Raw genomic sequence first — 26450 nt, forward strand, 5'->3', positions numbered from 1 at the left:
GGACGGGAAATGACGCACACAGCACCGGGGCGGTCAGGGTCGCTCCGGCCACGTCGCGGCGATGCTAGGCGGAATTTTGGGGCTGGGTAAAGACTTCCGGGCGGGCGCTCGGGCACCGCCGCAGGCCAGGGCCGGTCATAGCACTTGTCCGACCCGGCCCGTTATAGCGGCAGCGGAAAACGAACCCGACATTCCGCGCGGGCGAGCCCACGAGCTCACGCGTCGGGCGAGTCGTCCCGGCGCTGCGCCCGCAACGAGCCCGGGTGGGCCTTCGCGGACGGGTCCCGGCGGGTTTTGAGCAGGCTCGCCGCGGTGACCACGGCCAGGATGCCGATGATCACGCCGAGGCTCAGCGGCGTCGGGATCTCCGGCACCGAGGCGGACACGTCGACGTGCGCCCAGTGCAGGATCAGCTTCACGCCGATGAACGCGAGGATCACCGCGAGGCCGGCCGAGAGGTAGACCAGGCGGTCGAGCAGACCCTTCACCAGGAAGTACAGCGCGCGCAACCCCAGCAGCGCGAACGCGTTCGCGGCGAACACCAGGTACGGCTCGTCGGTCACGCCGAACACCGCCGGGATCGAGTCCAGCGCGAACAGCAGGTCGATGCCGCCGATCGCGATCAGCACCACGACCAGCGGGGTCACCGCGCGGCGGCCCTCGTGCCGGGTGAACAGCCGGCCGCCGTCGTAGTCCGGCGCGAGCGGCAGGACGCGGCGGGCGGTGCGGACGACCACGTTGTTCTCGACGTCCGGGTCCTCGTCGCGGTGCCGGTACAGCTGCACCGCGGTGAAGATCAGCAGCAGCCCGAACAGCAGGAACATGAAGGAGAACAGGGACAGCAGCGCCGCGCCGAGCAGGATGAACAACGCGCGCATCACCAGCGCCAGCACGATGCCGAACGTGAGCACCTTGTGCTGGTGCTCCTCGGGGACGGCGAACGTGGTCATGATGATCACGAACACGAACAGGTTGTCGACCGACAGGCTCTTCTCGACCACGTAGCCCGCGAAGTACTCGGCGCCGACCGTGCCGCCGTGCGCGAGGATGAGCCACACGCCGAAGGCGACGGCCACCAGCACGTAGCCGACGGACCACGCCACGGCCTCGCCGAAGCCGACGCGGTGGGGTCGCACGGCGGCCACCACCAGGTCCACCGCGAGCAGCAGCACGACGAGTCCGACGGTGGCGATCCAGGTCAGGGCGTCGATCTGCAAGGCGTCCTCGCTTTCGGCGGCTACCCCCGACCCTACGTGGCGCGGCGGCCGAGCGCACCACCCGTCGTCCACAAAGGACTGTCGACTAAGGGCAACTGGCGCCGAGCCACTGGTTGAGCACCCAGCCCTGACGCCCGTCGGAGGTGTGCACGTAGGACCACGGACCCTCGTCGCGGGACCGGTCCACCTCGACCTCGACGCCGTGGTCGAGCCGGTCGACCGGCGTGCCCTTGGGCCGGTCGCGCAGGCTCAGGTCCCGGGCGCACACCACGCGGTGCGCGCTGTCGTCGTCCGCCGACCACGGCGACCACCACACCAGGCCGGCCGCCCCGAGCGCCACCGCGAGGACGGCGGCGATCGCGAGGGGCCGCCGCCGGGGTAATCGCCGGGTCGGCACGGCCGGCGACTCGCCGCGGGCCGCCGCGCGCACGGCCGCCGCGAACGCCGTCGCGTCCGGGAACCGGTCGGCCGGGTCCTTCGCCATCGCCCGCGCCACCACCGCGTCGAACGCGACCGGCGCGCCGTGCCCGCTCGGCGCCGGGGCCGGGCTCATCGCCACCGCGTAGGCGAGTTCGGGCAGCGACCGGTCGGGGAACGGCGGCTCGCCGGTCAGCGCCGCGTAGAGGGTGCCGCCCAGCGCGTAGACGTCCGCCCGGCCGGTGGTCCGCTCGCCGCGCCACTGCTCGGGAGCCATGTACGCGACGGTGCCCGCGTGCGCGGAGGACCCGTCGGGCGTGCTCGCCGACCAGTCGCCGGAGGCCGAACCGAGCGTGGCGCGGACCGTCGCGAGCGGTTGTGCCACGCCGAAGTCGGCCACCAGCGGGCGTTCCGGGCCGACGAGGACGTTGGCGGGCTTGAGGTCGCGGTGCACCACGCCCGCCCGGTGCACGGCGGCGACCGTGTCGGCCACCTCGGCGATCAGCCGCGCGGCGGCGTCGGGCTCCAGCGGACCCCGTTCGTCCAGCCGGGTTTGCAGGTCGGGACCGGGCGCGAGGTCCATCGCGAACCAGACCGGGTCGTCGTCCTCGCCGACCTCGTGCACCTTCACGACGCCCTCGGCGTTCAACCCGGACACGCGTTCGGCCTCGTCGCGCAACCGCCGCCGGTAGTCGGGTTGCCCGGCGAGGTCGGGCCGGAGCACCTTCACCGCGCACGGCGCGCCGTCGGCGAGCCGGGTCGCGGAGTAGACCTCGCCCATTCCCCCGCGACCGATCAACAGGCCGAGGCGGTAGCCGCGGATGGTCGGACCGGGATCGGCGGGCACCCCGTCGACACTACTCACGCCCGGCCCGCCCGGCGCTCGTCCGGTTCGGCGACACCGGCGATCGCGGGCAGTGCCGCCAGCACCCGGCGGCGCAGGCCGTCGAGGTCGGCGCCGGGGTCCGCGTCCAGGTCGAGCGACTTCACCAGGGCGCGCAACGCGGTGCCCGCGGCGTCCGGCGGCGCGGCCTCGACCGCCGGCAGCAGCTCGCGGACCTCGTGCAGGGCCTGGCTGAGCACGCGGGTCCGTGCCGGGTCGTCCAGCAGCGCCACCGCGAGCCGCAGCACCCGGCGGCACGTGCGCAGCACCAGGTCGCGCGGCGTCGGCTCGACCTCGTCCTTGGCCCGCACGCGGTCGATCCACGGCTCCACGGTCGCGCCGAGCCACAGCGGCCCGGACGCCAGTTCGGCGTCGGGTTCGGGCATGCCGTGACTGCGGCGCTTGCGCCACACCGTGACCAGCTGGCGGCCCAGTCCGAGCGAGTCGGCGATCTCCGCGATGCCGTAGTACCGGCGTCGCACGCCGTCCTCGTTGTCCACAACCGGAGTGTAGTGCGCACTTGTCGTCTGAGAGAACACCCTCTTGTCATCTCGCATGACATCGCGCTACGGTCGGTGGCGTCATCAGAAATAACAACCTCTGGAGGTCAAGATGACACTCCGCACGATGGTCACGGCCGGCGCGCTCAGCGCGGCGGCCCTCGCGACGGCGCTCACCGACACCGCGCACGCCGACATCACGACGCCGAGCCTGATCACCTGCCAGACGGCCACGCTGTTCGGCAACTACTCCCCCGGCTCGGGCCACAGCGACCCCATCACGACGCTGAAGGCGGGCACCCGGGTCGGCTTCCGCTACGAGACGGGCGACTCGGCGAACGTCCTCTGGTACCAGGACAGCGTCTGGGGCTTCGTGCAGCGCTCCTGCGTCGCCGTCGGCGCCGGCTGACACCCGTCCGACCCGAATCCCCGCAAGTCCCCACGAGGAGGAACCATGTCCAGGATCCGCGCACTCGCCCTCGCCGTCGCCGCGACGGCCGTGCTGGCGCCCACCGCGAGCGCCGCCACGCCCGCCTCCGACGACGTCACGGCCTCGACCCTGCGCACCGTGTGCGCCGACGACCTCTACGTCCGCGACGCGCCGCGGGGGTTGATGATCGGCACCCTGTACCGGGACGAGCACATCGACGTCGAGCGCTACAGCGACGGCGGTTGGGCCTACGGGATGGCGTACGGCGGCGTGAACAAGCGCGGGTGGGTGGACGCGCAGTGGCTCTGCTGACCAAGGTCCGGCCGGTCCTGGTCGGCCTGGTGGTCGCGGCGGCGGTTCCGGGCGTCGCCGCGGCCGGCACCGAGCACGTGGTGGTGACGGCGAACTCGCCGTCCACCGGGCAGCCGGTGACCGGCGGCGGCACGTGGCTGGTGAACAAGCCCAGCGGGTACTACCTGGGTCGGGAACTGCCCGGCGGGCGGTTCGACAACGAGGAGACCAGTCCGGCCGGCTGGCACTACGGGCGGGCAGGCGGACCCGACCTGTGTTCGTGGGCGATGCCCGGCTCGCTCGGCGCGGTGACCGGCCGGCCGCCGGACTCGTGCTCGGCGACGACCCGCGAGCGGTTGTCGCACCGCCGGGGTGTCGGCCGGGACTACAACGCGCCCGCGCACGAGGCGACCGACGGCACGAGCGTCGCGGCGGGCACGTGCACGCTGTACTACAACTACTTCCACGGCACGGACTTCCCGTCCAACGGCGGCCACTGGGCGAACCCGGCGGGTCCGGTCGGCGGGTCGGTCCGGTACCGCTTCACCACGCTGGACGGTCGGGCCGCCGTGGTCCGCGACCCGGCGCTGGGCTGGGGTTTCGTACCGCTGTCGTGCGTGACCCGGCCGTCGCCGCTGTACAACGACGACGACTGAGGCCGCTCAGCGGACCCGGGCGCCGTGCCGCGTGGTGAAGCGGAACTCCACGGTCGTCGGCAGGTCGGCCACCTCCAGCGCCTCGCGCAACCGGGGCAGGGCGTGCTCGGCGAGCCGGCGGCGGATGTCGCCCGGGTCGCCGTCCTCCTCGGCCGTGACCACGAGCGCGAGCACGGGCGCCTCCAGCGTGCCCCGCAACGACGCCCGTGCCGCGCGCACCCCGGGCAACCCGGCCACCTCGGCCGCGAAGGGCCCGGCGGCGGTGGCGGAGGCCAACTCCGTCCGCCCGCCGGTCCCCTCGACCCGCCAGGTCGGGGTGCGGGTGCCGGCGACCTGGGCCAGGAGCCAGCGCAGGAACAGCAGTCCCAGCACCGCGGCGCCGGCCACGACGCCGTAGAGGACGGCGGTGGGTGGCGGCTCGGTGCCGGGCACCAGCGGCGAGTCGGGGTCCACGAGGTCGAGGACGCGGTAGTGCGTCGCGAGCACGACACCGCCACCCGCCAGCAGCACCAGCCCGATCAGGGCCAGCAGCACCCGGTTCAACCGCGCGGGCCGGTTCACGACCCGCCTCCGGCCGGACGTGCGGCCACGCCGGGTGGGCGCGCGGGGAACCGGATCGGCGGACCGGACTTCGCGGCACCGTGCGGCACGAAATCCTGGTGCTGCAACGAGTTCGCCGCCGAGGACCGGAACCCGGCACCGCCGGACGGCAGCAGGCCCGCCGCTCGGCGGTGTCGGACCGCGGGACCCGGGTTCGTGACCCGCCACCGGACGTCCTTCAGCGGCACCGGGTTCGCCGCGGACCCGACGCCGTCGAGCGGCGGCGGGGTCCGGGTGGTCACGAGGTGCTCCTCGGCGCCCGGACCCGGACCACGACTCGGGGACGTGGGCTGGGTTCCAGGGCGTCGAGGCGATGGTCTACCGCCTCGCGGACCGCGTCGGCCAACCCCTCGACGGCCGTGCGGTTCGTCGTGGCGGTGACCACGATCTTCTTGCGGCGCAACGTGATCCGCGCCGAGGCGACGCCGTCCGCGGCCTGTGCCGCGTGGCGCAGCGACGTCGTGAAGCCGGCTCGGCGTGCGCCGGCGGGGAGCGGGCCCGCCAGCGGCAGCACGGTCGGGCGGCCCGGGATCGTCGCGGTCAGCAGCAGGACCAGGCCCAGCAGCGCCGCCGCGGCACCGGCCACGGCCGGTTGCGGGTCCGTCCAGCGGAGGTCGCGCAGCGTGCCGGCGACCGCGGCGTAGTCGACCCACGGCCGTTCGCCCAGCAGCAGTTGCACCGCCACCACGGCCACCAGGACGCACCCGCCCAGGCAGACCAGCGCGGTCAGCACGGCGGGCAGGGAGCGGCGGGGGTGGAGTCGCACGACGGGTCACCCCACCCTCGACGACGGCACGGGGCCGGGCAGCGCGCCCACCGAGATGTCCACCCTGGTCACCGTCAGGCCGGTCAGCTCGCCGACCCGCCGGGTCAGGTGGGCGCGGGCGGCCTCGGCGGTGCGGGCGACCGGGCGCGGGTAGGTGATCGACAGGTGGACGCGCAGGGTCGCGCGGTCGCCGGTCACCCGTGCCGTCACGGACGGGGCGCGGCGGGTGCCGACCGGGTGCACGTCGGGCACCTCCAGGACCGCCCGGGAGGCGAGGCGTTCCACGGCGCGGTCGGTGAGGACCAGCCGGCCGGGGTCGACGGCGGGCGCGGTCACCGGTCGCGGCCCAGGTAGCGGACGAGGTCGACCTTGCCGTCCAGGACGCGGCCGACGAGCAGGCCGAGGCCGCCGAGCAGCAGCACGAGGGCGAAGGCGCCGAACCCGCCGAACGCGGCGGCCAGGCCCAGCGCGAGACCGGTCAGCAGACCGAGTGCGGTGGCGTTCACGGCGGATCAGAGCACCCGGCCGGAGTCGCCGGCGGACTCGGCGGGCTCGTCGCCCGGCAGGTGGATGTCGGTCACCGCGATGTTGACCTCGACCACCTCCAGCCCGGTGGTCTGCTCGACCGACGCGATCACGTTGCGCCGCACCGCCCGCGCGAGGTCCGGGATGGACACGCCGTACTCGACCAGCACCTGGAGGTCCACCGCGGCCTGCCGCTCGCCGACCTCGACCGACACGCCCTGGCCGGCACTGGCCGTGGCGCCCGGGATGCGCTCGCGGATCGCGTTGAACGCCCGCGCCGCGCCGCCGCCCAGCGCGTGCACGCCGGGCACCTCGCGGGTCGCGATGCCGGCCACCTTCTGCACGACGGTGTCGGCGATGGTCGTGGTGCCCTTCTCGGCGGTCAGCCCGCCGGCCTTGACCACGGTGTTCCTGGCGTCGGTCGCGTTCGTCATGGCGTCCTCCTCGTTCCGGTGTCGTCCGAAGGACACGGCCCGCGCCGGAATCGTCACGCGCCGGTCGGGTGACGCCGGTCTCGCCGGCGCTCAGGTCGCGATGTCGAGGATCTTCACCACCACGGCCGCCGGGGTGACGCCGGTGTCCTCCCGCACCGCCCGCGCGACGGCCCGCTGCACGGCCCGCCCGACGTCGGCCGCCGGGTCCCGGCCGGACACCACCACGTCCACCTCGACCCGCGCGCCCCCGTCCTCGAACGACACCCGCACCCCGTCGGTGGACACCGGGTCGACCCCGGTCACCTGCCGGTGCAGCGACCTGGCCGCCGCCGCGAGCAGCCCGGTGAACCCGGGCTCGAGCCGCGCCACGCCGGGCACGGCCGTCGCCGCCCGGGCCGCGGCGGCCGCGATCAGGGGTTTGGCCGGCTTTCCGTCCTGTTCCACGTCCACCCCGTCACGCGTCGTAGAGGTCGTCGACGACGAGGTCCAGCCGCACCGGCCGCACCCCGATCCGGGACCGCGCCGCGGCGAGCACCCGCGCGCGGACGTCCTCCAGCCGCACCGCGGCGAAGCCGTGCGCGCTGACCGCGACCGACAGCCGCACCTCGATCCCGTCGGCGGCCCGGCGCACCCGGCACCGCCTGGCCCGCACGCCCGGCACCGTGTCCGCGGCGAACCGCAGCACCGACGCCACCGCCTGGTCGCTCACCTCGACCGCGCCCGGCTCGTCGGTGGGCAGCGGGATCATCTCCCGGCGGCGCACCTCGGCCCGGACCGCGGCCATGATCCGGCCGCTCAACCCGGCGGGTGGCGCGACCTCCTCGGCCACCAGCTCGCCGGTGACCCGGCGCAGCCGGCGCAGGCCTTCACCCGCCGTGCGGCAGTGCGGGCACTCGAGCTCGTGCGCGTCGGCGAGCCCGGCGTCCACCGCGTCGAGGCGGCGCCACACCTGCTCGACGTCGCGTCCGCAGGGCAGCTCGTACCCGTCGTGCGCGGTCACCTCCACGGCGCCATCACCTCCGCCAGTTGGGCGCGGGCCCGGGCGATGCGCCCGCGCACCGCCGTCGCGGTCGTGCCGATCGTGCGGGCGATCTCGTCGTAGGACCGTCCGTGCACCTCGCGCAGCAGCCAGCACGCCCGCTGCTCGGGGGTGAGCCTGCGCAACGCGCGGTGCAGCGCCTCCAGTGTGGCCCGGGTTTCCGCGATCGGGCCCGGTCCGGCCGAACCGGGCGCGGCGCGCTGCTCCAGGTCCACGTCGGACACCGGTCTGCGCGCGCGGATCGCGTTGAGGCAGCGGTTCGTCGTGGTGCGGTACAGCCAGCCGACGAACGCGCCGTCGTCCTCCAGCTGGTCCAGCCGCCGCCACGCGACCACGAACACCTCCTGCACCACGTCCTCGGCGTCGCTCGGGCCGGACAGCACCCGCAGCGCGAGCCGGTACATCGGGCCCTGGTAGCGGCGGACCAGCTGCTCGTAGGCGCGCACGTCGCCGTCGCGGGCGCGGGCCACCAGGGTGGCGTCGTCCAGCGGCACGACGTCCGCGGCGTCGGCCGGGTGCGCCGCCGTCACCCGCGCCACCTGTCCGGACCGGGCATGTCGGTCTCCCTCCGCCGGTGCGTACCCACGACGACACCGTTGCCCCGGCATTCGTCACGGGCCGGGTGGGAAGACCACCGGGTGACCCCGATCACCCGATCGGGGCAGTGACGACCGGGTGGTCCGGGGTGTCCCTCCCCCGACCGCCGCCGTCGCGGCGGGTCGAGCGCGAGTGAGGAGACGCGATGTCCCAGCACGAGAGGTTCGAGGACAAGGCGCAGGACCTGGGCGGCAAGGCCAAGGAGGCGGTCGGTGACGTCACCGGCGACGACGAACTGCGTGCCGAGGGCAAGGCCGACCAGCTCAAGGCCGGTGTCAAGGACGCCGCGCACAAGGTGGAGGACGCCGTGGAGTCGCTCGCCGACAAGGTGAAGGGCGCCTTCAAGAAGTGATCGCACGCCGGGGGCCCGCCGGTCGGGAGCACCGCCGAACGGGCCCCTGGCGCGCGGCGCGGAACGGTTAAGGTGGTCGCGCGACGGGTGTTCAACAGCGCAGCACCGCGCAGGAACAGTCGTCGTCCGTCACCTCCCGGCACGCGGACGGCCGCCACCGGGAAGGGTCCGCATGACGATCAGCAAGGACGACACCGTCCTCGAACTCGCGCTGGAACTGGCCGAGGCCACCCGGCTCGCCGACACCGACGACGTGCAGGCGGTGGCCAGGCGGTTCGCCCAGCGGCTCGCCGACTGCGTGCCGGGGTGCGCGGGCGTGGTGATCAACGTGCGCGCGGCGGAGCGGTCCGAGGTCGTGGTCGGCTCGGACGGGCTGCCGACCGCGGACGGCACCAGCCTCGGCCTGGCGGACGCGGGCCCGGTCGGCGAGGTGCTGCGCTACGGCGAGCCGCGCCGGATCGACGACACCGCCGAGGACACCCGCTGGCCCGGTTTCTCGGCCCGGCTGGTCGAGCGCGGCCTGCGCAGCTGCCTCGTGCTGCCGGTGCCGACCAAGCGCTCACCGGCCGCCGCGCTGACCCTGCTCTCGGAGCGCGCGCACCACTTCGACGCCCACACCTTCGACCTGGTGCTGCTGCTGGCGCTGCACGCCGGGGTCGCGTTCGACAACGCCGAGCTGTTCCACGGCAGCCGCGAACTGGTGGCGAACCTGACGACCGCGCTGGAAACCCGGCACTCGATCGGCCTCGCGCAGGGCATCCTCATGCACCGCTTCGACCTCGACACGGCCACCGCGTTCACCGTGCTGCGGCGGGCGTCGCAGCACTCCAACACGAAGCTGCGCGACGTCGCGGCCGGGCTGGTCACGGCGCAGGACCGGGGCGGGCTGGACGAGGAGCTGCGCTCGCACGGCATCGGCGGCGAGCGCCCGGAGCGGGACTAGCCGGTGAGCGCCGGTCGGACCGCGGAGAACGCCTGGTGCACCGTCGGCCGGGTGGCGAACGCCCGGTCCGCGCCGGTGATCCGCAACGGCCGCAGCACGGGCCTGCCGTCGGCCGCGACCGCGAAGGGCACGCCGCGCCGGTCGGCCAGTCGGGCGGCCTCCAGCAGCGCGTTCACCCCGGCGGCGGTCAGGAAGCGGGTTTTCGTCAGGTCGACCACGAGGGCCGCGGGCAGCCGGTCGAACTGCGCGGTCAGCACGGCGCGCACGGCCGGGCCGGTGGACGGGTCCACCTCGCCCCGCACCTCGACCAGTCTGGTGCCCGCGCGGTCGCTCACCCGGACGGTGGCGCCGGGCAGGGCTACGACGAACGTGCCGTCCACGGCACACCCCCTCCGGGTAGTGGTTGTCGGGTAACAGCCTGTCTCGACAGTACGGTGCCATCCCACCGAAGTCACGGCGACGACCGGGCGACCCGGCCCGCGCGGCGTCAGCACATCGGGTGGTCCGCCGAACCACCGCCCACCGCCGGTCGGAACTCCTGGTGACAGTTCGACCACCCAGCGTGGAGGTACCCGGTGAAGCACCTGCTCCGTCTCGTCGTCCCGATCGCGGCGACCGCGTTCGCCCTCGCCGGCACGGCGCCCGCCGCCTCGGCCGACACCGCCGGCACGTCCGGCGTCGACCTCGGCTCGGACGTCGGCATCGGGTTGACCCTGAACCTGGACCTGGACGTCGTGCTGAACCTGGGCGGTTCGGTGACCCGCACGGCGACGCTGCGGGGTTCCTCGGAGGTGCCCGGTCCCGGCGACCCGGACGGGCGCGGGTACGCGGTGCTGCGGATCAGCCGCGACCGGGTGTGCGCGAGCCTGGCCGTCGACGGCGTCGTCACCCCGACCGCCGCGCACGTGCACCGGGGCGCGACGGGTGTCGCCGGTCCGGTCGTGGCGACCCTCGCGACACCCGCCGACGGTGACGCGGCGGGGTGCGTCGCGGTGGACCGGGACGTGACGCGGGGTCTCGTGCGCGAGCCGGGGCAGTTCTACGTGAACGTCCACAACGGACCGTTCCCGAACGGCGCGCTGCGTGGTCAGCTGCGGCGCTGAGCCGGTGCCGGGGCGGGGTCGTCCGGCCTCGCCCCGGCCGCGGAGCGCAGGTCGACCCGCGGCACGGTGCCGGGATCGGCCGGCTCACCCGGGTGGGCGAGCACGGCCGTCACCCGGCCGGGGCGCTCGTCGGTCACCGCGTCGGTCGTCGACGTGCGGAAGACCTGACCGCGCAACCACCTGATCAGGCGATAGCCGCGCGGGTACGGGCCGCCGACGTGCGGCAGCTCGAGGTCGGCGAACGTGGACACGCTCCAGGCCGCGTCGACCACCACCCGGACCCGGTCGACGGACTCCCGCGCCCGCCGGTAGGCCGACAGGCGTGCGGCGGCGCCGAGGTCGTGCCCTGGCCGTAGACCGGATTGAACGACGCGACCGGTCCGGCGGACAGCCCCGCGCCGAAGCGACCCGACCGCCGGCGCCGGCGTGGCACTGCGCCACGACGCTCCACAGTGGACTGATCGGCGCGTCGTGTGCGAACAGCGCGGTGGCGTACTGGGCCCGATGGGCATCCGCAGCATGGGGCGCGAGCGTCACCACCAGCACCTCGTCGGCGTGGTCGGCCGGCGCCCGGCCGGCGAGCTGACCCCTCCTCGTCGGGCGGGCGAGTCCGAATGCCGTCCGCGTTCCGCGTCCGGTCGATCACCCGAAGCACCCGCGAGGGCGGTCGGCGTGCTAGAACCGGTGCCTGGTCCGAGTTCCCGAGCGGGGAGTGTGTGATGACCACCTTGCGCGAAGCCTGGTCCCTGGCCCGCGACGAGTCCGGGCTCGCCGTCGTGTCCACCGTGCGCGCCGACCTGACCGTGCAGTCCTCGCTGGTCAACGTGGGCGTGCTGGCGCACCCGGAGTCCGGCGCCGAGGTGCTCGGGTTCGTCACCTACGGCCCGGTGAAGCTCGCCAACCTGCGCGCCCGGCCGCAGATCGCGGTCGCGTTCCGGTCCGGGTGGCACTGGGCGGCGGTCGAGGGTTCGGCGGACCTCGCCGGACCGGACGACCCGCGGCCCTGGCTCGCCGAGCCGGACCGGTTGCGGCTGCTGCTGCGCGAGGTGTTCACCGCGGCCGGCGGCCGGCACGACGACTGGGACGAGTACGACCGGGTGATGGCCGAGCAGCGCCGCACGGCCGTGTTCGTCACGCCCACCCGGGTGTACGGCAACCCCTAGGCTGTGACCGGCGTCACCGCCGGTCCGGTCGATCCGCGCGCCGCCCGTTCGTCGCACCGGCGACCGACCACACCGGACAGGGGTTCACCATGACGCACGACCGCGGCGGCTACGCCGACGTCAACGGCCTGCACCTGTACTACGAGCTGCACGGCGAGGGCTCGCCGCTGGTCCTGCTGCACGGCGGCATGCTCACCGTCGACCTGGCCTTCGCCGAGCTGATCCCGACCCTGGCCCGCACCCACCTGGTGATCGCGCCGGAACAGCAGGGGCACGGCCGCACCGCGGACGTCGAGCGGCCCATCACGCCCGCCACCCTGGCGTCGGACGTCGTCGCGCTGCTCGACCACCTCGGCGTCGACCGGGCGCACGTGCTCGGGCACAGCATGGGCGGCGAGGTCGCGCTGGAGCTGGCCGTGAGCCACCCGACGCGGGTGCGCTCGGTCGTGCCGATGTCGGTGACCGTGCGGCCGGAGGGGCTGCACGAGGACCTGACCGACCCGTCGAGGTACGCGACGTCGACCCGGATGCCGACCGCCCAGGACTTCGCCGAGTTCCGGGACGCCTACCTGCGCCTGTCGCCGCACCCCGAGCGGTTCGACGCGTTCATGGCCTCCCTGTCGGCCTCGAACGCCGTGCCTCAGGGCTGGTCGGACGAGCAGCTCGCCGCCGTCACCGCGCCCGTCCTGGTGGTGCAGGGCGACCACGACTTCGTCACCGTCGAGCACGCGGGCCTGATGCAGCGGCTGATCCCGGGTGCCCGGCTGGCCGTGCTGCCGGGCACCACCCACATGACCGTGACGAAGCGCGCGGACCTGCTGCTGCCGATCCTGGCCGACTTCCTGGACTAGGGACCGCGGTCAGACGTCGAACACCTGGATCTCGTTCACCCTGGTGTGGCCCGGCTGGTGGGACGGGCCGACCTTGGCCAGCACCCGGACGCCGATGATGTCGGTCGGCGGGCCGGTGACGGTGACCGACGTGGCGGTGTTGTAGTTGAACGTCTGCACCGTCTCGAACCAGCCGCGGCCGGGGATCTGGACCTGCACGTCGAAGTCGCGCAGCACGTAGCCCTCGGTCGTGACCACCACGATCCGGCTGGCTTTGCGCACCTGCTTCAGGTCGATGTGCACCCATTGCGGGTTGATCGGCGGGTAGTCGACCAGCGCGTTGTTGCACCAGCTGTAGTTGCCGCCGAGAGTCGTGCTCGCGTCGCCGTCGTTCACCTTCGCGGCCGAATAACCCGGGAATGTCGAGGACGCGTCGGCGACACCGGTGAGGGCGTAGTTGACCGGTGCGGCCGGAGCGGCGTCCGCGGCGGGCGCCACCACCGCCAGCGCCACCGAGGCGAGCAGTGCCGACAGCAGGCGGAGCGGTCGGCGGGTCGAGAGGGTCATCGACGTCCTTCCGTTGCGGGACAAGGAACAGCACGAAGTGAGGCACACGCCCCGGTTGTCGAACATGCCGCCTGCGCCGACCGCTGCGTACCGCCGTACCGGTGACCCCGACCGTCGTGCGCCGACCGGTCCCGAAATGACTCACGCCGTTCTTCCGCGCGTTGTCCACCCGGTGTCCGAATTCCTCTCCGGGGCGGTTGCCGGAACAGTCGGCGCGAATGCCGACTATTCCTCTCCGGACGAATAGCGGGTCGGTCCGCTTCGGTTGCCCAGGGCCGCCGGGTGGCGTCCGCGGCGCGGTAACGGGGTCCGGTGCACCACCGGGGCACCCTCCACCGGGGGTCACCCACCCGCCCGAGGGTCGCCGCGCTCGGCGTCGGGTGAGGGCGAATGGGACGAACGGGCGGCGGGCTTGTCCCGACGGGTGGCCGGATTCCTCGACCTGATCGGGCGAGCGCGGACGGTCATACGGTTCGTGCCGTTCGGAGCACCCGAACGTTTCGCGAGCATCGGAGAGCGAGCCATGAATCGACTCGGATCAGTCTCGGGGATGAGCGCTCTGGTCCTGGCCCTGGCGGGAGTGGTGACCACGACGGCGCCCGCCGGCGCGCAGGTCGAACCGAGAACCGTGCAGAACGACTTCGTCGTGTGGCGCCCGGACGGCGGCCTCTGGTACCGCCTGGCGGGCGGCGGGAGCACCAGCGTCGGGTGGGGTGTGCCGGGCGACGTGCCGGTGGCCGGCGACTTCACCGGCGACACCCGGAGCGACTACGCGGTCTGGCGCCCGACGAACGGCAACTGGTACGTGAAGAACCGCGTCGACGGCGCCACGTCGACCACCCAGTGGGGCGTGGCGGGAGACGTGCCGGCACCCGCCGACTTCGGCGCCCACGGCCGTTCCGACTACGTGGTGTGGCGGCCGTCCAACGGGAACTGGTACGTCCGCGACAGCGCCTCGGGCGGCACGTACGGGACGCAGTGGGGCGTGGCGGGTGACGTGCCGGTGGCGCAGGACGTGACCGGGGACGGGAGGGCGGACTACGTGGTGTGGCGTCCCGGCACCGGCACCTGGTACGTGAAGGACACCGCGACCGGCGCGACGTCGTCCACCCAGTGGGGCCAGCCGGGCGACGTCCCCGTCGCCGGCGACTTCACCGGCGACGGCCACGCCGACTACGTCGTGTGGCGCCCGGGCGACGGCAACTGGTACGTCCGCGACAGCGTCTCGGGCACCACGACCGTGACCCAGTGGGGCACCGCCGGCGACATCCCGGTGAGCGGCGACTACACCGACGACGGAAGGGCGGACCACGTGGTCTGGCGCCCGTCGAACGGCACCTGGTACCTGGACGACAGCGCCACGGGCGCGACGTCCGCGACCGCGTGGGGCCAACCGGGCGACACCCCGATCCCGTTCCGGTAGCCCCGAGGACGAGTGCCCCTGTCCACCGCCCGGCAGGGGCACTCCCCACTCCCGCTTCGCCCACGAGCCCGGGGCGACGTTCGCCGACGGCGAGGCCGACGGGCGACGGTCTCGTCCACCCTGTCCGAGGTGCACGCTTTCGTTGGAACGTTCGGGTTTGGTCGTGGGGCGGGTCGCGGGGTGGGTTAGCGTCCGGTCGCGAGTGGACGGTGTCCCGCGACGAGGGGTGTGGCTGTGGCCGAGGTGGCGGAGCGGGGTGCGCCGGTGTTGACTCGGGCGCGGATGAACGTGGTGTTCGGGACGGTCATGCTCGGGATGTTGTTGGCCGCGTTGGACCAGACGATCGTGTCGACCGCGTTGCCCACCGTGGTCGGGGACCTGGGCGGGGCCGGGCACATGAGTTGGGTGGTCACGTCCTACCTGTTGGCCGAGACCGTGTCCACGGTCATCGCCGGGAAGTTCGGGGACCTGTTCGGGCGCAAGCGGGTTTTTCAGGTCAGTGTGCTGCTGTTCGTGGTGGGGTCGTTCTTCTGCGGGTTGGCCGAGAGCATGGGGATGCTCATCGCCATGCGGGCCGTGCAGGGGCTCGGCGGCGGCGGGATCACCGTCACCGCCATGGCGCTCATCGGGGACGTGATCCCGTTGCGGGACCGGGGGAGGTACCAGGGGGCGTTGGGCGCCGTGTTCGGGGTCACCACGGTGGTCGGGCCGCTGCTCGGCGGGTACTTCACCGACAGCTTGTCGTGGCGGTGGGCGTTCTACGTCAACGTGCCCGTCGCGATCGTCGTGATCGTCGCGGCGGCGCGGACGATTCCCGGTGTGGTGAGCGGACTTCGGCCGCGGATCGACTACCTCGGGGTGCTGTTCGTGGCGCTCGGCGCCAGTGGGCTGACGTTGGCGACCTCGTGGGGTGGCACGCAGTACCCCTGGGGGTCGGCCACGATCGTCGGGTTGTACGCGGCGTCGGTGGCCGCGCTGGTGGTGTTCGTGGCGGTCGAACTCCGGGCGGCCGAGCCGATCCTGCCGATGAGGTTGTTCCGCAGTCCCGTGTTCTCCATCGCGTCGCTGTTGAGCTTCATCGTGGGGTTCGCGATGCTCGGCGCGTTGACGTTCCTGCCGTCCTACCTCCAGTACGTCGGCGGCGCGTCGGCGACCATGTCCGGGGTGCGGACGCTGCCCATGGTGCTGGGACTGCTGATCACCGCGTTGGCGTCCGGGAACGTCGTCGGGCGGACCGGGCGGTACAAGCCGTTCCCCATCGCCGGCACCGCGGTGATGGCCGTCGGCCTCTACCTGCTGTCCACAATGGACGAGAACACCTCGGTGGCCGTGCAGTCGGTGGCGATGTTCGTGCTCGGCGCGGGGATCGGGCTGGTCATGCAGGTGTTGACGATCGTGGTGCAGAACTCGGCCGAGTACCGGGACCTCGGGTCGGCCACCTCGGGTGTCACGTTCTTCCGCACGCTCGGCAGCTCGTTCGGCGCGTCGATCATGGGCACGTTCTTCGCCTCCCGGCTGGACGACGTGCTGCCGGCCGCGATCGCGCGGAGCGGGATCACCGATCCGGCGGCGGTGGCCAGTCCCCTGGCGTTGCACCGACTTCCCGAGGCGCAGCGGTTGCCCGTCGTGCAGGCCTACGCCGAGTCGTTGCACACCGTGTTCCTCTACGCGGTTCCGGTGGCGCTGGTCGGGTTGCTGGTGGCGTTCCTGTTGCCCCAGGTGGAAATGCGCGGGGTGGCGAAGGAGGCCGTCCGGGGTGCGGGCGAGGGCTTCGGGATGCCGGACTGCCAGGACGCCGACGCGCAGCTGGAAACCGTGGTGGGGCGGGTGCTGGGCGGCAGGCGCAGTGCCGCGCCGGAGGTGCTGGCGCGGTCCGGGGTGGGTGTCGACCTGGCGACCGCGTGGGGGTTGGGCGCGGTGTTCCTGCACGGCTGGACGACCGGGGAACCCGTGCGGCAGCAGGACGTCGAGGACCGGGTGGGGTTGCCGCACGGGGTGTTGACGTCGTTCTTCGACGGCCTGGTCGACGCCGGGCACCTGCGGCGCGACGGTGCCGTGCTGGGGTTCACCGCCGAGGGGCGCGCGGTGACCGACGCGATCACCGCGGCCTGGCGGGACTGGTTGGTGGAGCAGGTGCGCGAGTGGTTGCCCGGGCGGGACCGGGCGGAGTTGGCGCCGAAGGTGCGGGCGGTCGTGGAGCGGATCGCCCGGCGGGCCATGATCGAGGAGCAGGATCGGGCGTTGACCCGGTGACTCGCCGGTCGGGTCAGTAGCCGTAGTGCGCGTAGCCCGCCCAGTCCGCCGGGTGGCCGGTGCGGCGCAGGTCGGCCAGGGCGGCGTGCAGGGCGGTCGCGGTGTCGGTCGGGTCCGGGACGCCCGAGGCCGACAGCGCGCGGTACAGGGCCGGTGTCACGTCGGGCGCGGCCCAGCGGGAGGCCACGACCTGGGTGCGGCCGGCGGCGTGCAGGACGGCGGCCAGGTCGTCGCCCTCGGCGATCGGCGGCGCGGCGTGCTCGGACAGGAAGACGAAGTCCAGCGCGCCCAGGTCGAGGTCGGCGAACGCGAACGTCACGTCCGGCTCGGTGAGGTGCAGCCAGTTCGCCCGACCCAGCTGCTCGGCGGTGGCGGTCGCCGCGAGCACCCGCGCGTCCGCCGGCACGAGGTCGGCGAGCGGCGTCGAGCCCTCCCGGTCGAGCAGCACCACCGGTTCGGCGCGCGGGCGCGGCGGGTGCAGCAGCGCGACCAGGTCCCGGGTGTGCGACGACACCACCAGTTTCGGCACCGACGGGCCGTCCTTCGTGCCGGCCGCGTGCACCGGCAGGAACCGGTACCGGCCCGCGAGGCACCACCACACCCTCGGCAGCACACCGGGTTCGCCGCCGACGTGCCGGAACGCGGCGAACAGCGGCGCGCCCACCACGTCCCACAACCACCGCAGGGTAGCCGGCAGCCAGGCGCGGGACAGCTCGGGTTCGGCCGCCGCGTCGACCAGCCGTGCCGCCGCCTCGGCCGCGTCCCGCTCGGTGAGGTCGGGCAGCGGCACCACGAGCGCGTCGCCGCCGACGACCACGAGCGCGTCGCACCGCCACGCGTCGACGTTGATCAGCACGACGGGTCCGCCGACCGCCGCGCGGGCCAGCTCGCCGAAGGGGCGCAACGGTTCACCGGGCGTCGCGGACAGCTGGAAGAACTCGACCGCGTCCCGGGGTCGGCCCACCGCGACCAGGTGTGCCACGGCGGTCGAGGCGAGGTCCGAGCCGGGGTCGAGGCGGAACACCAGGTCCCACGCCTCGCGCGTCACGTCGCCGTGGCCGGCGGCGGTGGCCGTGCGGGCCAGGTCGAGCGCCGTGGCGAGTCGTAATCGGTCTGGGGTGCAGGGCAGTCCGACCACCCGGCGGCGGACGTCCAACGCCTCGGCGAGGATCAGCGGGTCGTGGTCGCGGTCGAAGCGCGCGTGGTGGACGTCGCCGAGGCCTGCCAGGTGGCGGGGCAGCGCGGGGTGCTCCGGCGGTGTCGCGGCCACCGCCAGGCGGGCCAGGTCGGCGGCCCGGTCCAGGTCGGCGGCGGACCCGGTGAGGCGGTGGCGGTCGAGCAGCGCGGCGGCCAGCTCGGCCTTGCGCTCGGCGCCGCCGGGTGCGCCCGCCCGGCCGTGCCGCTCGGCGTCCTCGCCCTGGCCGATCGCGTGGTCGAGGTCGGTCGGGTCGCCGGTGTGGGCGAACCTGGCGCGGTGGACCAGCGCGCTGGTGGCACTGGCCGCAGCCCGGGTGGCGGGACTGTGGCCGACCGCGCCGACGACGGCCCGCGCGGACAGGTCCAGCGCCTCGGCGAGGTCCTCGGCGGCGCCGGTGAGCAGGAACCGCAGGCGCAGCGCGGCGGCGAGGTCGGACCGGCGGACGGGCAGCGCCGCGTCGTGCTCCCCCGTGCTGCCCACGACCCGGCGGCCCATGTCGACGGCGGCCTCCACGTCGGCCGGGTCGCCGGTCAGCTCGTGCCGCGCCATTAGCGCCCGCGCGTACTCGGCCGCCGCGCCGACGACCGCGCGGCCGACCTTGAACACCGTGTGGCCCGCCTGGACCGCGTCGTCCAGGTCCTCGACCGAGCCGGTGCGCTCGTAACGCAGGCGCAGCAACCGGATCAGCAGGTCGCCCGCGAGGTGCCAGTTGTCGACCGACGCGCAGGCGGCCCGCGCGGCGTCCAGCGCGACGGCGAGGTCCCCGGTGGTGCCGGAGGCGTCGAACCGCCGGGTCGCGGCCTGCGCGCGTGCCACGGGATCGGTGGGCAGCGGCTCCCGGGTCGGACGATCGGATCTGAATCTGCCGAGCCACTTCGCCATCGGGACATCCTGCCGGCGGGCGCACCGGGCGCGGAATGCCGATCACCCGTTCCGCCCGCGCGAAGGCATCGCGATCGACACCCGATTCGGCGGTTTCCGCTTTCCGTCCATTGCGGACTATTCACTCCACCGGCCGCCGACCGAGGCGGCTTTTACACCGATTCCGGCCTTCTCGTCCACCGGCGCGAACCCACCGCGAGTGGGACAGGCGTGGGGCACCCTCGATCGAACTTCGGGAACACGAAGTCCGAATACCTACTCACGCGTTGCTTCCACGCGGCCGGGCACCCATCCGACGACCGGCCCAATCACCCGAATGCACTACTCTGCTCGGGTCGATATTCCCGATGCATCGTCACATTGCAACGTCTTGGCGGACCGCGGTCGATTCGGAATACTCCGGCACCGTGCCCGATGCCGCACGCACTCCGGCGAAATGGCGGAACACCGGTATCGATCGGCACTCCGAATGCTGCCGGAAGGGTGAACCCGCATGAATGCGGTCGAAGTCGACCTGGACGCCGTCGAACGGGCCATTTCCGGCTACCAATCGGTCATCGAGGACCTCCTCGCCCTCCACCAGGACATCAGGTTCCTGACCCAGATCCGCCCGCCCGGAGACGACGCGCCCAGCCGGGTGTACGCGCACGACGCCAACGAGCGCGGGCTCACCCTCCTGGAGGCCAACACCGCCCTGAGCGACACCATCCGTGCCCGGATCGACAAGTTGACCGCCGTGGTCGCGCAGTACCGGGGTTCGGAGCACGGCAACGCGCTCATCCTCGGCGGGAAGGGCTGATGGCGGTGCGGGTTCCGGCCATCGCCGTCGGGCTGGCCGCGTGCGCGGTGCTCGCCGGGTGCTCGACCACCACCGGCGGCACGGCGACCGGGACCTCCACCGCGAGCAGCCCTCCGGCGGACACGGCCTCGAACTCCACCACCACCAAGCACGGCGCGCCGCGGGTGACCACTCCGGTCGACTACGCCACGACCGAGGCGAACCCGTGCGGCGCGCTCACCGCGGCCCAGGTCACCGCACTCGGTCTGGGCTCGCTCCAGGGTCGGGACAACAGCAGCGCAGCCGCCAAGGCGTGCCTGTGGGCCGATGAGTCCGGCCCGAGCGGGCTGAGCATCGGTGAGGGTTTCGTGGTGGGCGGCGGCGGGCTCGACGGTGTCTACCTCCTCCGGTCGAGCTATCGGCTGTTCGAGCCGCAGGCGCCGGTCCAGGGCCAGCCCGCGCTCCTGATCGACTTGGCGGACAACAGGTCCCGCGGCGAGTGCGGGTTGGCGGTCGGCCTCACCGACACGATGCACATGCTGGTCACCGTCCAGTCCCGCACCGGGTCGAACCCCGCGCCGCGGATCGGGGAGCCGTGCGCGGTCGCGCGGGAGGTCGCCGACGCGATGTTGACCACCATCAAGAAGGGGTCCTGATGCCGACGCCCACCGACAGAACGGACGACAGCCGGGACGACAGCCGGGCGGAAGGCTTGTCGGGCAAGGAGATCCACGACCTGCTGACCGGTGGCGCGGGCTCCGGCTCGCTGCACGCCGCCGCTCAGATCGCGGCGGAGGCTGCCGGGCGGTACGCGGCGGTGGAGGACCGGTTGCGGCAGATCGGCGCGACCCTGGGCGAGGCGTGGACGGGTGCCGCGGCCGAGGCCGGGGCGCGGGCGATGTCGCCGATCGACAAGGCGGTCAAGGACCTCCAGGAGACGCTGCCGAAGTTCGACCGGTCGGCGGCGAACCAGTCCTACCAGTTCGAGTTCAACCGCGGGCAGGTGCTGGACATCCCGGCACAGCCGCCGGAGTCGAACCTGTGGGACACGATCACGCCGTGGGACACCAACACCGAGGACGCGGTGACCATCTACCGCGCGGCCGAGGCGGAGAACCGCCGGATCTACGCCGAGTACCAGCACAACAGCCACGTGAACCGGGGTGAGCTGCCCTCGCCGCTGTCGGCGGTGTCGGTGGTCGACCTCGACCTGCGGGTGGTCGACACCACGCCGGCGGTCGGCCGCGAGGTGGCCGACTACGCGCGGACCGGGTCCGTCGGACTGCCGGCGACCCCGCACGGCGTCGGCACGGTCGCACCCGCGCCGGCGAACCCGACGAACCCGACGACCGGTGACGTGCCACCCGGTCCGCCCGCGCCGCCGCTGCCGGACGGCGGGTCGACCGACGGCACGTCCCGCGAGGACCCGTCGACGCCCGAGGACCCGACCACACGCGAGGTTCCGGGGCGGGTCACGAACCCGACAGGCAACACGGACACCACCGGCACCGCGTCGAGCACGCCGGCGCACCAGGTGGGCAGCCCGACGCCCGAGTGGCGCGGCGGGGTGCCCGAGGCGCGGTCCGGCATCGGGACGCCGACGTCCTACCAGCCCACCGGGTTCGGGCCGGTCGGGGCGGCCCGGGCCGAGGTCGTGGGTCCGCGTGGACCGGTCGCCGGCACCCGGTCCGAACAGCAGCAGTGGGGCGGCCGGTCCGCCGTGGTGGAACCGGGCGTCGACGCGCGCCGGGCCGGTGGGGTCGCGGCGGCCCGGGCCGCGACCGGTGGCCCGGCGGTGGCCGGCGGACCCGTCGGCGGCGGCGCGCGCGGCGAGGAGGACCGGGAGCACGCCACGCCCGGCTACCTGGTGACCGAGGCGCACGGCGACGAGATCGTGGGCGCCATCCCGCACAGCGTCCCCCCGGTCCTGGGCGGTTGACGCGGTGCTGCGGGAGACCGTCACCCTGACCGAACTCGCCTACGACGTGCTGTGGCGGCACGACGAGCTCGGACCGCAGCACTCCGCGCTCGCCGTCGACTCGCCGGGCGCGACGCACACCGAGCGCGAACGGCTGGTCGACGCCGTGTTCCGCGACCTCGAACAGGACGGGTTGGCCGACCGGCGCACGCCGCGGTCGGACGTGCGGCGCGCGCTCGCGGTGCTCGCCGAGCCGGACAGCGCCTACTACGGCTGGTTCGCCGCCGGACCCGGACGGCCCGCGACCGCCGTGGCGGCGACCTCGCGGCACGGCGCGGTGCTGGCCACCCGGTCCGGCGGGCTGATCCGGTTGCGCGGCGCGGCTCCCGACCGGCCGGCGGAGGCCCTGGTCGGCCGATTACCCGCGGCCCGCCCGGGACGCGGGCTGTCGCTGAACCTGCGGGACACCGAGGTCCGCGACGACCGCAGCCTGGACGGGCGCACGCTGCGCCGGATGATGGCCGAGCCGCGCCTCGGGGTGGCCACGCTGCACACCTCGCGGCGCGACCGGGTCGGGCGGACCCTACGGGCGGCGGAGTTCCTGACCGTGCTGGACCTGCCCACGGGTCGCTGGCTCGTCACCACCGAGACCGATCCGGCGGGTCAGCGGTGGATCATGGTCAACCCCGGCGACGACCACACCGTCGCCCGGCACCTGTACCGGCTCAACCGCTCCGCGTGAGGTCGCCCGACCGGCGGCTATGATCCACAGCCGTGCGGAGCCGTCGGCGGGACCCGCCGGGCGGGACGCGGTGAGCGCGCCGGTCCGGGTGCCGGTCGGCGCCGAGGCGACCCGGTGGACCACGGTCGGGTTCGAGCGGGTGGTGCTCGCGGTGGTTCGCACGGTGACCACGGCGACCCGGCTGCTCGATGTGCTGGAACTGCTGCGCCGCGACCCCCGGGTGCAGATCGTGTTCACCCACGAGCCCGGCTCGGCGTTCTCCGCCGGGGTGGACGACCTGCTGCGCTCGATCGGCGCGCGGACCCTGCCGTGGGACCAGGCCACCGCGCTGCGGTTCGACCTCGCGGTGGCGGCGAGCGAGGCGGGCGGGTTGCACCTGCTGGACGCGCCGGTCGTCGTGCTGCCGCACGGCGCGGGTCACCACAAGTACGTCAAGCGCTCGACCACCGTGTCCGGCTACACCCCGACGAGCCTGCTGCACGAGGGCGAGGTGGTGCCGGCCGCGATCGTGCTGTCGCACCCCGACCAGCTGGCCGACCTCGCCGCGAGCTGCCCGGAGGCGACGCCGCGCGCCGTGGTCGCCGGTGACGTGTGCCTCGACCGGTTGGCCGCGGGCGTCCCGCACCGCGAGCGGTACCGGCGCGCGCTCGGCGCGCAGGGGCGGCGGTTGGTCGTGGCGGCGTCCACCTGGGGCCCGGACTCCCTGATGGGCCGGGAACCCGACCTGGTCACCCGGCTGGCGGCCGAACTGCCCGCCGACGAGTACCGGGTGGCGCTCGTGCTGCACCCGTCGGTCTGGTTCGGGCACAGCCCGTACCAGGTGCGCGGGTGGTTGGCGGGCGCGCTCGACGCCGGGTTGCTGCTCGTGCCGCCGCACGAGGGGTGGCGCGCGACGCTGCTGGCGGCGGACCTGCTGCTCGGCGACCACGGTTCGCTGAGCCTCTACGGCGCGGCGGTCGGGGTGCCGCTGGCGCTGGCCGCGTTCGGCGCGGACGAGGTGGTGCCGGGCTCGCCGATGGCCCTGCTCGGCGCCGCCGCGCCTCGGCTGGACACCGGGAAGCCCCTGCTGCCCCAGGTGGTCGCGCTCGTGGCCGACCACGACCCGGCGGCGCTGCGCGCGGTCGCGGACCGGGTGTTCGCGCTGCCCGGTGTCGGCTCGACGGTGCTGAGGTCGTTGCTGTACCGGCTGATGGGCCTGCCGGACCCGAGCTCGCCCGCCGGGGTCGCGCCGGTGCCGGACCCGGTTCCGGAGTGCCGGCGGGTGACCGCGTGGCGGGTGGTGACGTCGGTCGTGGCCGCGGGCGTGGTGGCGATCGAGCGGTACCCGGCGGTGCTGGAGCGACCCAACACGTGGGCCGCGGGCACCCGGGACGAGCACTTCGCGGTCGAGGAGGACTCGCTGGACACCACGATCGTGGACACCGCGTCGGTGGTGACCACGCCCCGGGCGTTCGACTCCGACGCGGCCGCGCTGGACTGGTGCCGGGCCGCGCTGGAGGCGCACCCGACGGCCCGGGTCACGGCCGCCTCGGGGGTGCTGGCCGTGCGCGGAGGGCCGGACCTGCGGCTGCGCGGGACGGTCGACCACGACGTCGTGGCACTGGCCGCGTCGGCCCGCTACGCGCTGCCCTCCGGCGGTCGCGAGGTGGAGGTGCTGCTCGGCGGTCGGGTGCTGGCGCTGGGGTTCGACGCGGTCGGCGGTTCCACCCCGCCCTTGCGGTAGAGGTCGGCCGCCTCGTCGCGCCACCGCCGGGCCTGCGCCTCGTCCGGGGTGCGGTCGGCGAGCTGTTCCAGCGCCTGCGCCACGAAGTGGTCCGCGCCCGCGTGCCGCAACGCCCGGAGCGCCTCGGTCAGCAGCTCCGTCGAGCGGTCGTGCTCGCCGAGCGCGGTCAGCACGTCGGCGAGGCTCGTCAGGAACCGGGCCCGGTTGCGCGGGTCGGAGCCCGGGAGGTCGGCCAGGGCCCGCTCCAGGTGCTCCCGCGCGCCTTCGTGGTCGCCCATGCGGTGCAGTGTCTGACCGAGGAAGTGGTGCTGGAGCGCGGCTCCCCGCGTTCGGCCGAGCGCGGTGTTGATCTCCAGCGATCGCCGGTAGAACTCCGCGGCGCGGTCGTAGGCGCCGCGGTCGAGGTGCAGCCGGCCGGTGAACTCCAGCACGGAGGCCTCCAGCCGGCGGTCACCGGAGCGCACCGCGGCCGTCAACGCCGTCCGGAGCTGCTCGTCGGCCTGCTCGAACCGGCGGGTTTCGATCAGCGCGCGGGCGAGTTGGCTGCGCATCCGGGCTTCCCACCGCGGGTCGTCCAGCGCCGCGGCGGCGTCGACGGCACGGCGGTGGGTGGAGATCCACTCGACGTGGTGCTTGCGGTTGAGGTAGAGGGCCCACAGCGATTCGGCGAGCCGGCAGACGTCGGCGAACAGCCCGAGGTCGGCGGCCGCGAGCACCGCGCCCGCCAGGTTGTGCCGCTCGGCGTCGAACCAGTCCATCGCCTCGCCCGGCGAGGTGAACCGCGCGGCCGCGGCGGCGACGCGGTCGTCCCGGTCGGCCAGCCGGAAGCGGTCGCCCATCGCGGCCAGGTCCGCGGCCGCCGCGGAGCGGACGTAGTGCCGGATCACCCTCGTCAGCGCGGCACGGCGGTCCTCGGGCGGCAGGTCGTGCCGACCGCGGGCCGCGGCGTGCTCGGCCACCAGCCCGCCCGTCCGGACCCGACCGTCGTCGGCCACCTCGACCAGGTGCGCGCTCGCCAGCACGTCCACCTGCTGCTCGGCCCGCGACGCGGTGACGCCGGCCAGCGCCGCGACCGCCTCCGCCGCCGGCGCGGGACCGGGGTGCGCGCCGAGCAGCAGGTACAGCCGGGCGGCGGAGGAGGGCAGGTCGGCGTACGCGCCGTCGAACACCGTGCGCACCACCGGTCCGTGCTCGCCGACGAACAGGTCCAGCCGGTCGACCGCGCCGGACAGCTCGGCCACCACGTGCGCCAGGGACCGGCCGCGGCGGCGCAGCCGGGCGCCGACCACGGTGAGCGCGATCGGCAGGCCGTCGCACAGCCGCACGAGTTCCGCCGCGGCCTCCGCCTCCGCCTCGACCCGCTCCCGGCCGCAGTACCGGGCCAGCAGGTCGACGCCCTCGGCCACCGGCAGCGGGTCGACCCGCAGGTGCAGGGCGCCGTGCTCGTGCAACTCGGCCAGGTCCTGCCGGGAGGTCACCGCGACGGCGCTGCCCGGCGCGTCCGGCAGCCAGGCGAGGACCTGCGCGGAGGTGGCGACGTGCTCCACCAGGAACAGCAGGCGCTTGTCCCGGGTCAGCGTGCGCAGCAGGCCGACCCGGTGGGCGAAGTCGGCGGGCACCCAGTCCGGCGCGACGCCCAGCGACCGCAGGAAACCCTCGACCACCGCGCCGAGTTCGACCACGCCGCCCTGCCGGTGCGAGCGGAGGTCGGCGTAGAGCTGACCGTCGGGGTAGGCCTCGCGGACACCGGCCGCCCAGCGCCGGGCCAACGCGCTCTTGCCGGTGCCGGGACCGCCGCTGAGCACCAGCACGCGGGACGCGCCGGCGGAGTTCAGCTCGGCGACCTCGCGCTCCCGGTCCACGAACACCACGGGCGCGGGCGGCACCTGCCACGGCGGTGGCGTGCCGGAACCGGACGACGTCACCACGACCTGTCCGATCGCCCCGGCCTGGACCACGGGGCCCGCGACCGAGCCGGGCACCGAGTTCGTCGTGCCGCCGGGAACAGCCGGGTCGAACCGCTCCACGCCACTTCCCGCCCATCCGCGTCGTTCTTGCGCACAGTGATCAGGAGCTTACGCGCGGGTCAGGAGCTTACGCGCAACGCCCGGCGGCCGTCCGACCGGCGGAGTGCGGGAACGCCGCCGGGAGAGCGGACCCGGCCCTCCCGCTCCCGATTGACGCACCGCCGCGCCGAACCTACGTTTCCCCCACCACGGA

At 74.4% G+C, this 26450-nt stretch carries 32 protein-coding genes; 15 read left to right on the forward strand and 17 right to left on the reverse strand.

From position 1 onward, the window contains the following. Nucleotides 1-215 precede the first annotated feature (215 nt). The 3 genes from AB0G50_RS08240 to AB0G50_RS08250 form a co-directional block, all read right to left on the reverse strand. Nucleotides 216-1217 (reverse strand): TerC/Alx family metal homeostasis membrane protein, encoded by a 1002-nt coding sequence (locus AB0G50_RS08240; RefSeq protein ID WP_360103649.1) that lies wholly within the window; start codon nt 1215-1217, stop codon nt 216-218. Nucleotides 1218-1302: 85 nt separating this feature from the next. After that, complete coding sequence (locus AB0G50_RS08245) at nt 1303-2481, reverse strand: serine/threonine protein kinase (protein ID WP_360103651.1); 1179 nt, start codon at nt 2479-2481, stop codon at nt 1303-1305. Nucleotides 2482-2495: 14 nt separating this feature from the next. Beyond that, nucleotides 2496-3017 (reverse strand): hypothetical protein, encoded by a 522-nt coding sequence (locus AB0G50_RS08250; RefSeq protein ID WP_360103653.1) that lies wholly within the window; start codon nt 3015-3017, stop codon nt 2496-2498. A 112-nt stretch (nt 3018-3129) separates the two neighbouring features. Between AB0G50_RS08250 and AB0G50_RS08255 the strand changes: the two genes are divergently transcribed. Genes AB0G50_RS08255 through AB0G50_RS08265 form a run of 3 tightly spaced genes read left to right on the forward strand, consistent with a single transcriptional unit; the run spans nt 3130 to nt 4394 of the window. Then, nucleotides 3130-3426, forward strand: coding sequence for a hypothetical protein (locus AB0G50_RS08255; RefSeq protein ID WP_360103655.1), 297 nt, complete (start codon nt 3130-3132; stop codon nt 3424-3426). A 45-nt stretch (nt 3427-3471) separates the two neighbouring features. Further along, on the forward strand, nt 3472-3759 hold the full coding sequence (locus AB0G50_RS08260; protein ID WP_360103657.1) for a hypothetical protein: 288 nt from the start codon (nt 3472-3474) through the stop codon (nt 3757-3759). Further along, nucleotides 3747-4394, forward strand: a complete 648-nt coding sequence (locus AB0G50_RS08265; RefSeq protein WP_360103659.1) for a hypothetical protein — start codon at nt 3747-3749, stop codon at nt 4392-4394. The genes AB0G50_RS08260 and AB0G50_RS08265 overlap by 13 nt, the downstream gene beginning before the upstream one ends. A gap of 6 nt (nt 4395-4400) precedes the next feature. Here the strand turns inward: AB0G50_RS08265 and AB0G50_RS08270 are convergent, their stop codons facing one another. The 9 genes from AB0G50_RS08270 to AB0G50_RS08310 form a co-directional block, all read right to left on the reverse strand. Then, nucleotides 4401-4955 carry an alkaline shock response membrane anchor protein AmaP gene (locus AB0G50_RS08270; RefSeq protein WP_360103661.1) on the reverse strand — a complete coding sequence of 185 codons (555 nt, stop codon included), beginning with the start codon at nt 4953-4955 and terminating at the stop codon, nt 4401-4403. Continuing rightward, nucleotides 4952-5236, reverse strand: a complete 285-nt coding sequence (locus AB0G50_RS08275) for a hypothetical protein (RefSeq protein WP_360103663.1) — start codon at nt 5234-5236, stop codon at nt 4952-4954. The genes AB0G50_RS08270 and AB0G50_RS08275 overlap by 4 nt, the downstream gene beginning before the upstream one ends. Next, a complete protein-coding gene (locus AB0G50_RS08280) occupies nt 5233-5760 on the reverse strand; it encodes a DUF6286 domain-containing protein (protein WP_360103665.1) in 528 nt (175 codons plus the stop codon). The genes AB0G50_RS08275 and AB0G50_RS08280 overlap by 4 nt, the downstream gene beginning before the upstream one ends. A 6-nt stretch (nt 5761-5766) precedes the next feature. Beyond that, on the reverse strand, nt 5767-6096 hold the full coding sequence (locus tag AB0G50_RS08285) for an Asp23/Gls24 family envelope stress response protein (RefSeq protein WP_360103667.1): 330 nt from the start codon (nt 6094-6096) through the stop codon (nt 5767-5769). Continuing rightward, a complete protein-coding gene (locus AB0G50_RS08290; RefSeq protein WP_360103669.1) occupies nt 6093-6266 on the reverse strand; it encodes a hypothetical protein in 174 nt (57 codons plus the stop codon). Before AB0G50_RS08290 ends, AB0G50_RS08285 begins: the two co-directional genes overlap by 4 nt. A 6-nt stretch (nt 6267-6272) precedes the next feature. Beyond that, nucleotides 6273-6719: an Asp23/Gls24 family envelope stress response protein gene (locus tag AB0G50_RS08295; RefSeq protein WP_360103671.1), complete on the reverse strand. Its 447-nt coding sequence runs from the start codon at nt 6717-6719 to the stop codon at nt 6273-6275. A 90-nt stretch (nt 6720-6809) separates the two neighbouring features. After that, a complete protein-coding gene (locus AB0G50_RS08300; protein ID WP_360103673.1) occupies nt 6810-7163 on the reverse strand; it encodes an Asp23/Gls24 family envelope stress response protein in 354 nt (117 codons plus the stop codon). A gap of 10 nt (nt 7164-7173) precedes the next feature. After that, the gene (locus AB0G50_RS08305) at nt 7174-7725 is read right to left on the reverse strand and encodes an Asp23/Gls24 family envelope stress response protein (RefSeq protein WP_360103675.1); all 552 of its coding nucleotides are present in this window, start codon (nt 7723-7725) and stop codon (nt 7174-7176) included. Next, nucleotides 7716-8288, reverse strand: coding sequence for a sigma-70 family RNA polymerase sigma factor (locus AB0G50_RS08310; RefSeq protein WP_360103677.1), 573 nt, complete (start codon nt 8286-8288; stop codon nt 7716-7718). The genes AB0G50_RS08305 and AB0G50_RS08310 overlap by 10 nt, the downstream gene beginning before the upstream one ends. Nucleotides 8289-8500: 212 nt before the next feature. On the opposite strand from AB0G50_RS08310, the gene AB0G50_RS08315 reads away from it, so the two are divergent. Together AB0G50_RS08315 and AB0G50_RS08320 are read left to right on the forward strand one after the other, a co-directional pair. After that, nucleotides 8501-8707 carry a CsbD family protein gene (locus tag AB0G50_RS08315; protein ID WP_360103679.1) on the forward strand — a complete coding sequence of 69 codons (207 nt, stop codon included), beginning with the start codon at nt 8501-8503 and terminating at the stop codon, nt 8705-8707. A 172-nt stretch (nt 8708-8879) separates the two neighbouring features. Continuing rightward, a complete protein-coding gene (locus AB0G50_RS08320) occupies nt 8880-9650 on the forward strand; it encodes a GAF and ANTAR domain-containing protein (RefSeq protein ID WP_360103681.1) in 771 nt (256 codons plus the stop codon). Here the strand turns inward: AB0G50_RS08320 and AB0G50_RS08325 are convergent. Further along, nucleotides 9647-10030 (reverse strand): STAS domain-containing protein, encoded by a 384-nt coding sequence (locus AB0G50_RS08325; RefSeq protein WP_360103683.1) that lies wholly within the window; start codon nt 10028-10030, stop codon nt 9647-9649. The two genes, AB0G50_RS08320 and AB0G50_RS08325, sit on opposite strands and share 4 nt — an antisense overlap. A gap of 195 nt (nt 10031-10225) precedes the next feature. On the opposite strand from AB0G50_RS08325, the gene AB0G50_RS08330 reads away from it, so the two are divergent. Continuing rightward, nucleotides 10226-10753 carry a CHRD domain-containing protein gene (locus AB0G50_RS08330; RefSeq protein ID WP_360103685.1) on the forward strand — a complete coding sequence of 176 codons (528 nt, stop codon included), beginning with the start codon at nt 10226-10228 and terminating at the stop codon, nt 10751-10753. Here AB0G50_RS08330 and AB0G50_RS08335 read toward each other — a convergent pair. Continuing rightward, nucleotides 10738-11028 carry a hypothetical protein gene (locus AB0G50_RS08335; protein ID WP_360103687.1) on the reverse strand — a complete coding sequence of 97 codons (291 nt, stop codon included), beginning with the start codon at nt 11026-11028 and terminating at the stop codon, nt 10738-10740. The genes AB0G50_RS08330 and AB0G50_RS08335 overlap by 16 nt on opposite strands. 444 nt (nt 11029-11472) lie before the next feature. Between AB0G50_RS08335 and AB0G50_RS08340 the strand changes: the two genes are divergently transcribed. After that, nucleotides 11473-11916, forward strand: coding sequence for a TIGR03618 family F420-dependent PPOX class oxidoreductase (locus tag AB0G50_RS08340; RefSeq protein ID WP_360103689.1), 444 nt, complete (start codon nt 11473-11475; stop codon nt 11914-11916). 89 nt (nt 11917-12005) lie between these two features. Beyond that, on the forward strand, nt 12006-12767 hold the full coding sequence (locus tag AB0G50_RS08345; protein WP_360103691.1) for an alpha/beta hydrolase: 762 nt from the start codon (nt 12006-12008) through the stop codon (nt 12765-12767). A 9-nt stretch (nt 12768-12776) separates the two neighbouring features. Here AB0G50_RS08345 and AB0G50_RS08350 read toward each other — a convergent pair whose 3' ends face one another. Continuing rightward, entirely contained in the window at nt 12777-13313 is a 537-nt protein-coding gene (locus tag AB0G50_RS08350) for a discoidin domain-containing protein (RefSeq protein WP_360103693.1), read from the reverse strand. A 550-nt stretch (nt 13314-13863) separates the two neighbouring features. On the opposite strand from AB0G50_RS08350, the gene AB0G50_RS08355 reads away from it, so the two are divergent. Then, entirely contained in the window at nt 13864-14736 is an 873-nt protein-coding gene (locus AB0G50_RS08355) for an FG-GAP-like repeat-containing protein (RefSeq protein ID WP_360103695.1), read from the forward strand. A gap of 234 nt (nt 14737-14970) precedes the next feature. Then, on the forward strand, nt 14971-16989 hold the full coding sequence (locus AB0G50_RS08360; protein ID WP_360103698.1) for an MDR family MFS transporter: 2019 nt from the start codon (nt 14971-14973) through the stop codon (nt 16987-16989). 13 nt (nt 16990-17002) lie between these two features. Here the strand turns inward: AB0G50_RS08360 and AB0G50_RS08365 are convergent, their stop codons facing one another. Then, nucleotides 17003-19003 (reverse strand): hypothetical protein, encoded by a 2001-nt coding sequence (locus AB0G50_RS08365; protein ID WP_360103702.1) that lies wholly within the window; start codon nt 19001-19003, stop codon nt 17003-17005. A 559-nt stretch (nt 19004-19562) separates the two neighbouring features. Between AB0G50_RS08365 and AB0G50_RS08370 the strand changes: the two genes are divergently transcribed. Genes AB0G50_RS08370 through AB0G50_RS08390 form a run of 5 tightly spaced genes read left to right on the forward strand, consistent with a single transcriptional unit; the run spans nt 19563 to nt 24230 of the window. After that, nucleotides 19563-19868, forward strand: a complete 306-nt coding sequence (locus tag AB0G50_RS08370; protein ID WP_360103705.1) for a hypothetical protein — start codon at nt 19563-19565, stop codon at nt 19866-19868. Then, nucleotides 19868-20503 carry a DUF3558 domain-containing protein gene (locus AB0G50_RS08375; RefSeq protein ID WP_360103708.1) on the forward strand — a complete coding sequence of 212 codons (636 nt, stop codon included), beginning with the start codon at nt 19868-19870 and terminating at the stop codon, nt 20501-20503. The genes AB0G50_RS08370 and AB0G50_RS08375 overlap by 1 nt, the downstream gene beginning before the upstream one ends. Continuing rightward, on the forward strand, nt 20503-21786 hold the full coding sequence (locus AB0G50_RS08380; RefSeq protein ID WP_360103711.1) for a hypothetical protein: 1284 nt from the start codon (nt 20503-20505) through the stop codon (nt 21784-21786). The genes AB0G50_RS08375 and AB0G50_RS08380 overlap by 1 nt, the downstream gene beginning before the upstream one ends. 4 nt (nt 21787-21790) lie before the next feature. Next, nucleotides 21791-22507: an ESX secretion-associated protein EspG gene (locus AB0G50_RS08385; protein WP_360103714.1), complete on the forward strand. Its 717-nt coding sequence runs from the start codon at nt 21791-21793 to the stop codon at nt 22505-22507. Between the two features lie 19 nt (nt 22508-22526). Continuing rightward, on the forward strand, nt 22527-24230 hold the full coding sequence (locus AB0G50_RS08390; protein ID WP_360103717.1) for a hypothetical protein: 1704 nt from the start codon (nt 22527-22529) through the stop codon (nt 24228-24230). Here AB0G50_RS08390 and AB0G50_RS08395 read toward each other — a convergent pair. Further along, complete coding sequence (locus tag AB0G50_RS08395) at nt 24125-26257, reverse strand: tetratricopeptide repeat protein (protein ID WP_360103720.1); 2133 nt, start codon at nt 26255-26257, stop codon at nt 24125-24127. The genes AB0G50_RS08390 and AB0G50_RS08395 overlap by 106 nt on opposite strands. Nucleotides 26258-26450: the final 193 nt, after the last annotated feature.

It is taken from the genome of Actinosynnema sp. NPDC020468, from assembly GCF_040642015.1.
GTDB lineage: Bacteria > Actinomycetota > Actinomycetes > Mycobacteriales > Pseudonocardiaceae > Actinosynnema.

Excerpts from the sequence above, each read along its gene's own strand:
- AB0G50_RS08345 (WP_360103691.1), top strand. The coding sequence starts at position 12,006 with ATGACGCACGACCGCGGCGGCTACGCCGACGTCAACGGCCTGCACCTG.
- AB0G50_RS08380 (WP_360103711.1), top strand. The coding sequence starts at position 20,503 with ATGCCGACGCCCACCGACAGAACGGACGACAGCCGGGACGACAGCCGG.
- AB0G50_RS08390 (WP_360103717.1), top strand. The coding sequence starts at position 22,527 with ATGATCCACAGCCGTGCGGAGCCGTCGGCGGGACCCGCCGGGCGGGAC.
- AB0G50_RS08355 (WP_360103695.1), top strand. The coding sequence starts at position 13,864 with ATGAGCGCTCTGGTCCTGGCCCTGGCGGGAGTGGTGACCACGACGGCG.
- AB0G50_RS08350 (WP_360103693.1), bottom strand. The coding sequence starts at position 13,313 with ATGACCCTCTCGACCCGCCGACCGCTCCGCCTGCTGTCGGCACTGCTC.
- AB0G50_RS08370 (WP_360103705.1), top strand. The coding sequence starts at position 19,563 with ATGAATGCGGTCGAAGTCGACCTGGACGCCGTCGAACGGGCCATTTCC.
- AB0G50_RS08295 (WP_360103671.1), bottom strand. The coding sequence starts at position 6,719 with ATGACGAACGCGACCGACGCCAGGAACACCGTGGTCAAGGCCGGCGGG.
- AB0G50_RS08320 (WP_360103681.1), top strand. The coding sequence starts at position 8,880 with ATGACGATCAGCAAGGACGACACCGTCCTCGAACTCGCGCTGGAACTG.
- AB0G50_RS08260 (WP_360103657.1), top strand. The coding sequence starts at position 3,472 with ATGTCCAGGATCCGCGCACTCGCCCTCGCCGTCGCCGCGACGGCCGTG.
- AB0G50_RS08340 (WP_360103689.1), top strand. The coding sequence starts at position 11,473 with ATGACCACCTTGCGCGAAGCCTGGTCCCTGGCCCGCGACGAGTCCGGG.
- AB0G50_RS08315 (WP_360103679.1), top strand. The coding sequence starts at position 8,501 with ATGTCCCAGCACGAGAGGTTCGAGGACAAGGCGCAGGACCTGGGCGGC.
- AB0G50_RS08375 (WP_360103708.1), top strand. The coding sequence starts at position 19,868 with ATGGCGGTGCGGGTTCCGGCCATCGCCGTCGGGCTGGCCGCGTGCGCG.
- AB0G50_RS08255 (WP_360103655.1), top strand. The coding sequence starts at position 3,130 with ATGACACTCCGCACGATGGTCACGGCCGGCGCGCTCAGCGCGGCGGCC.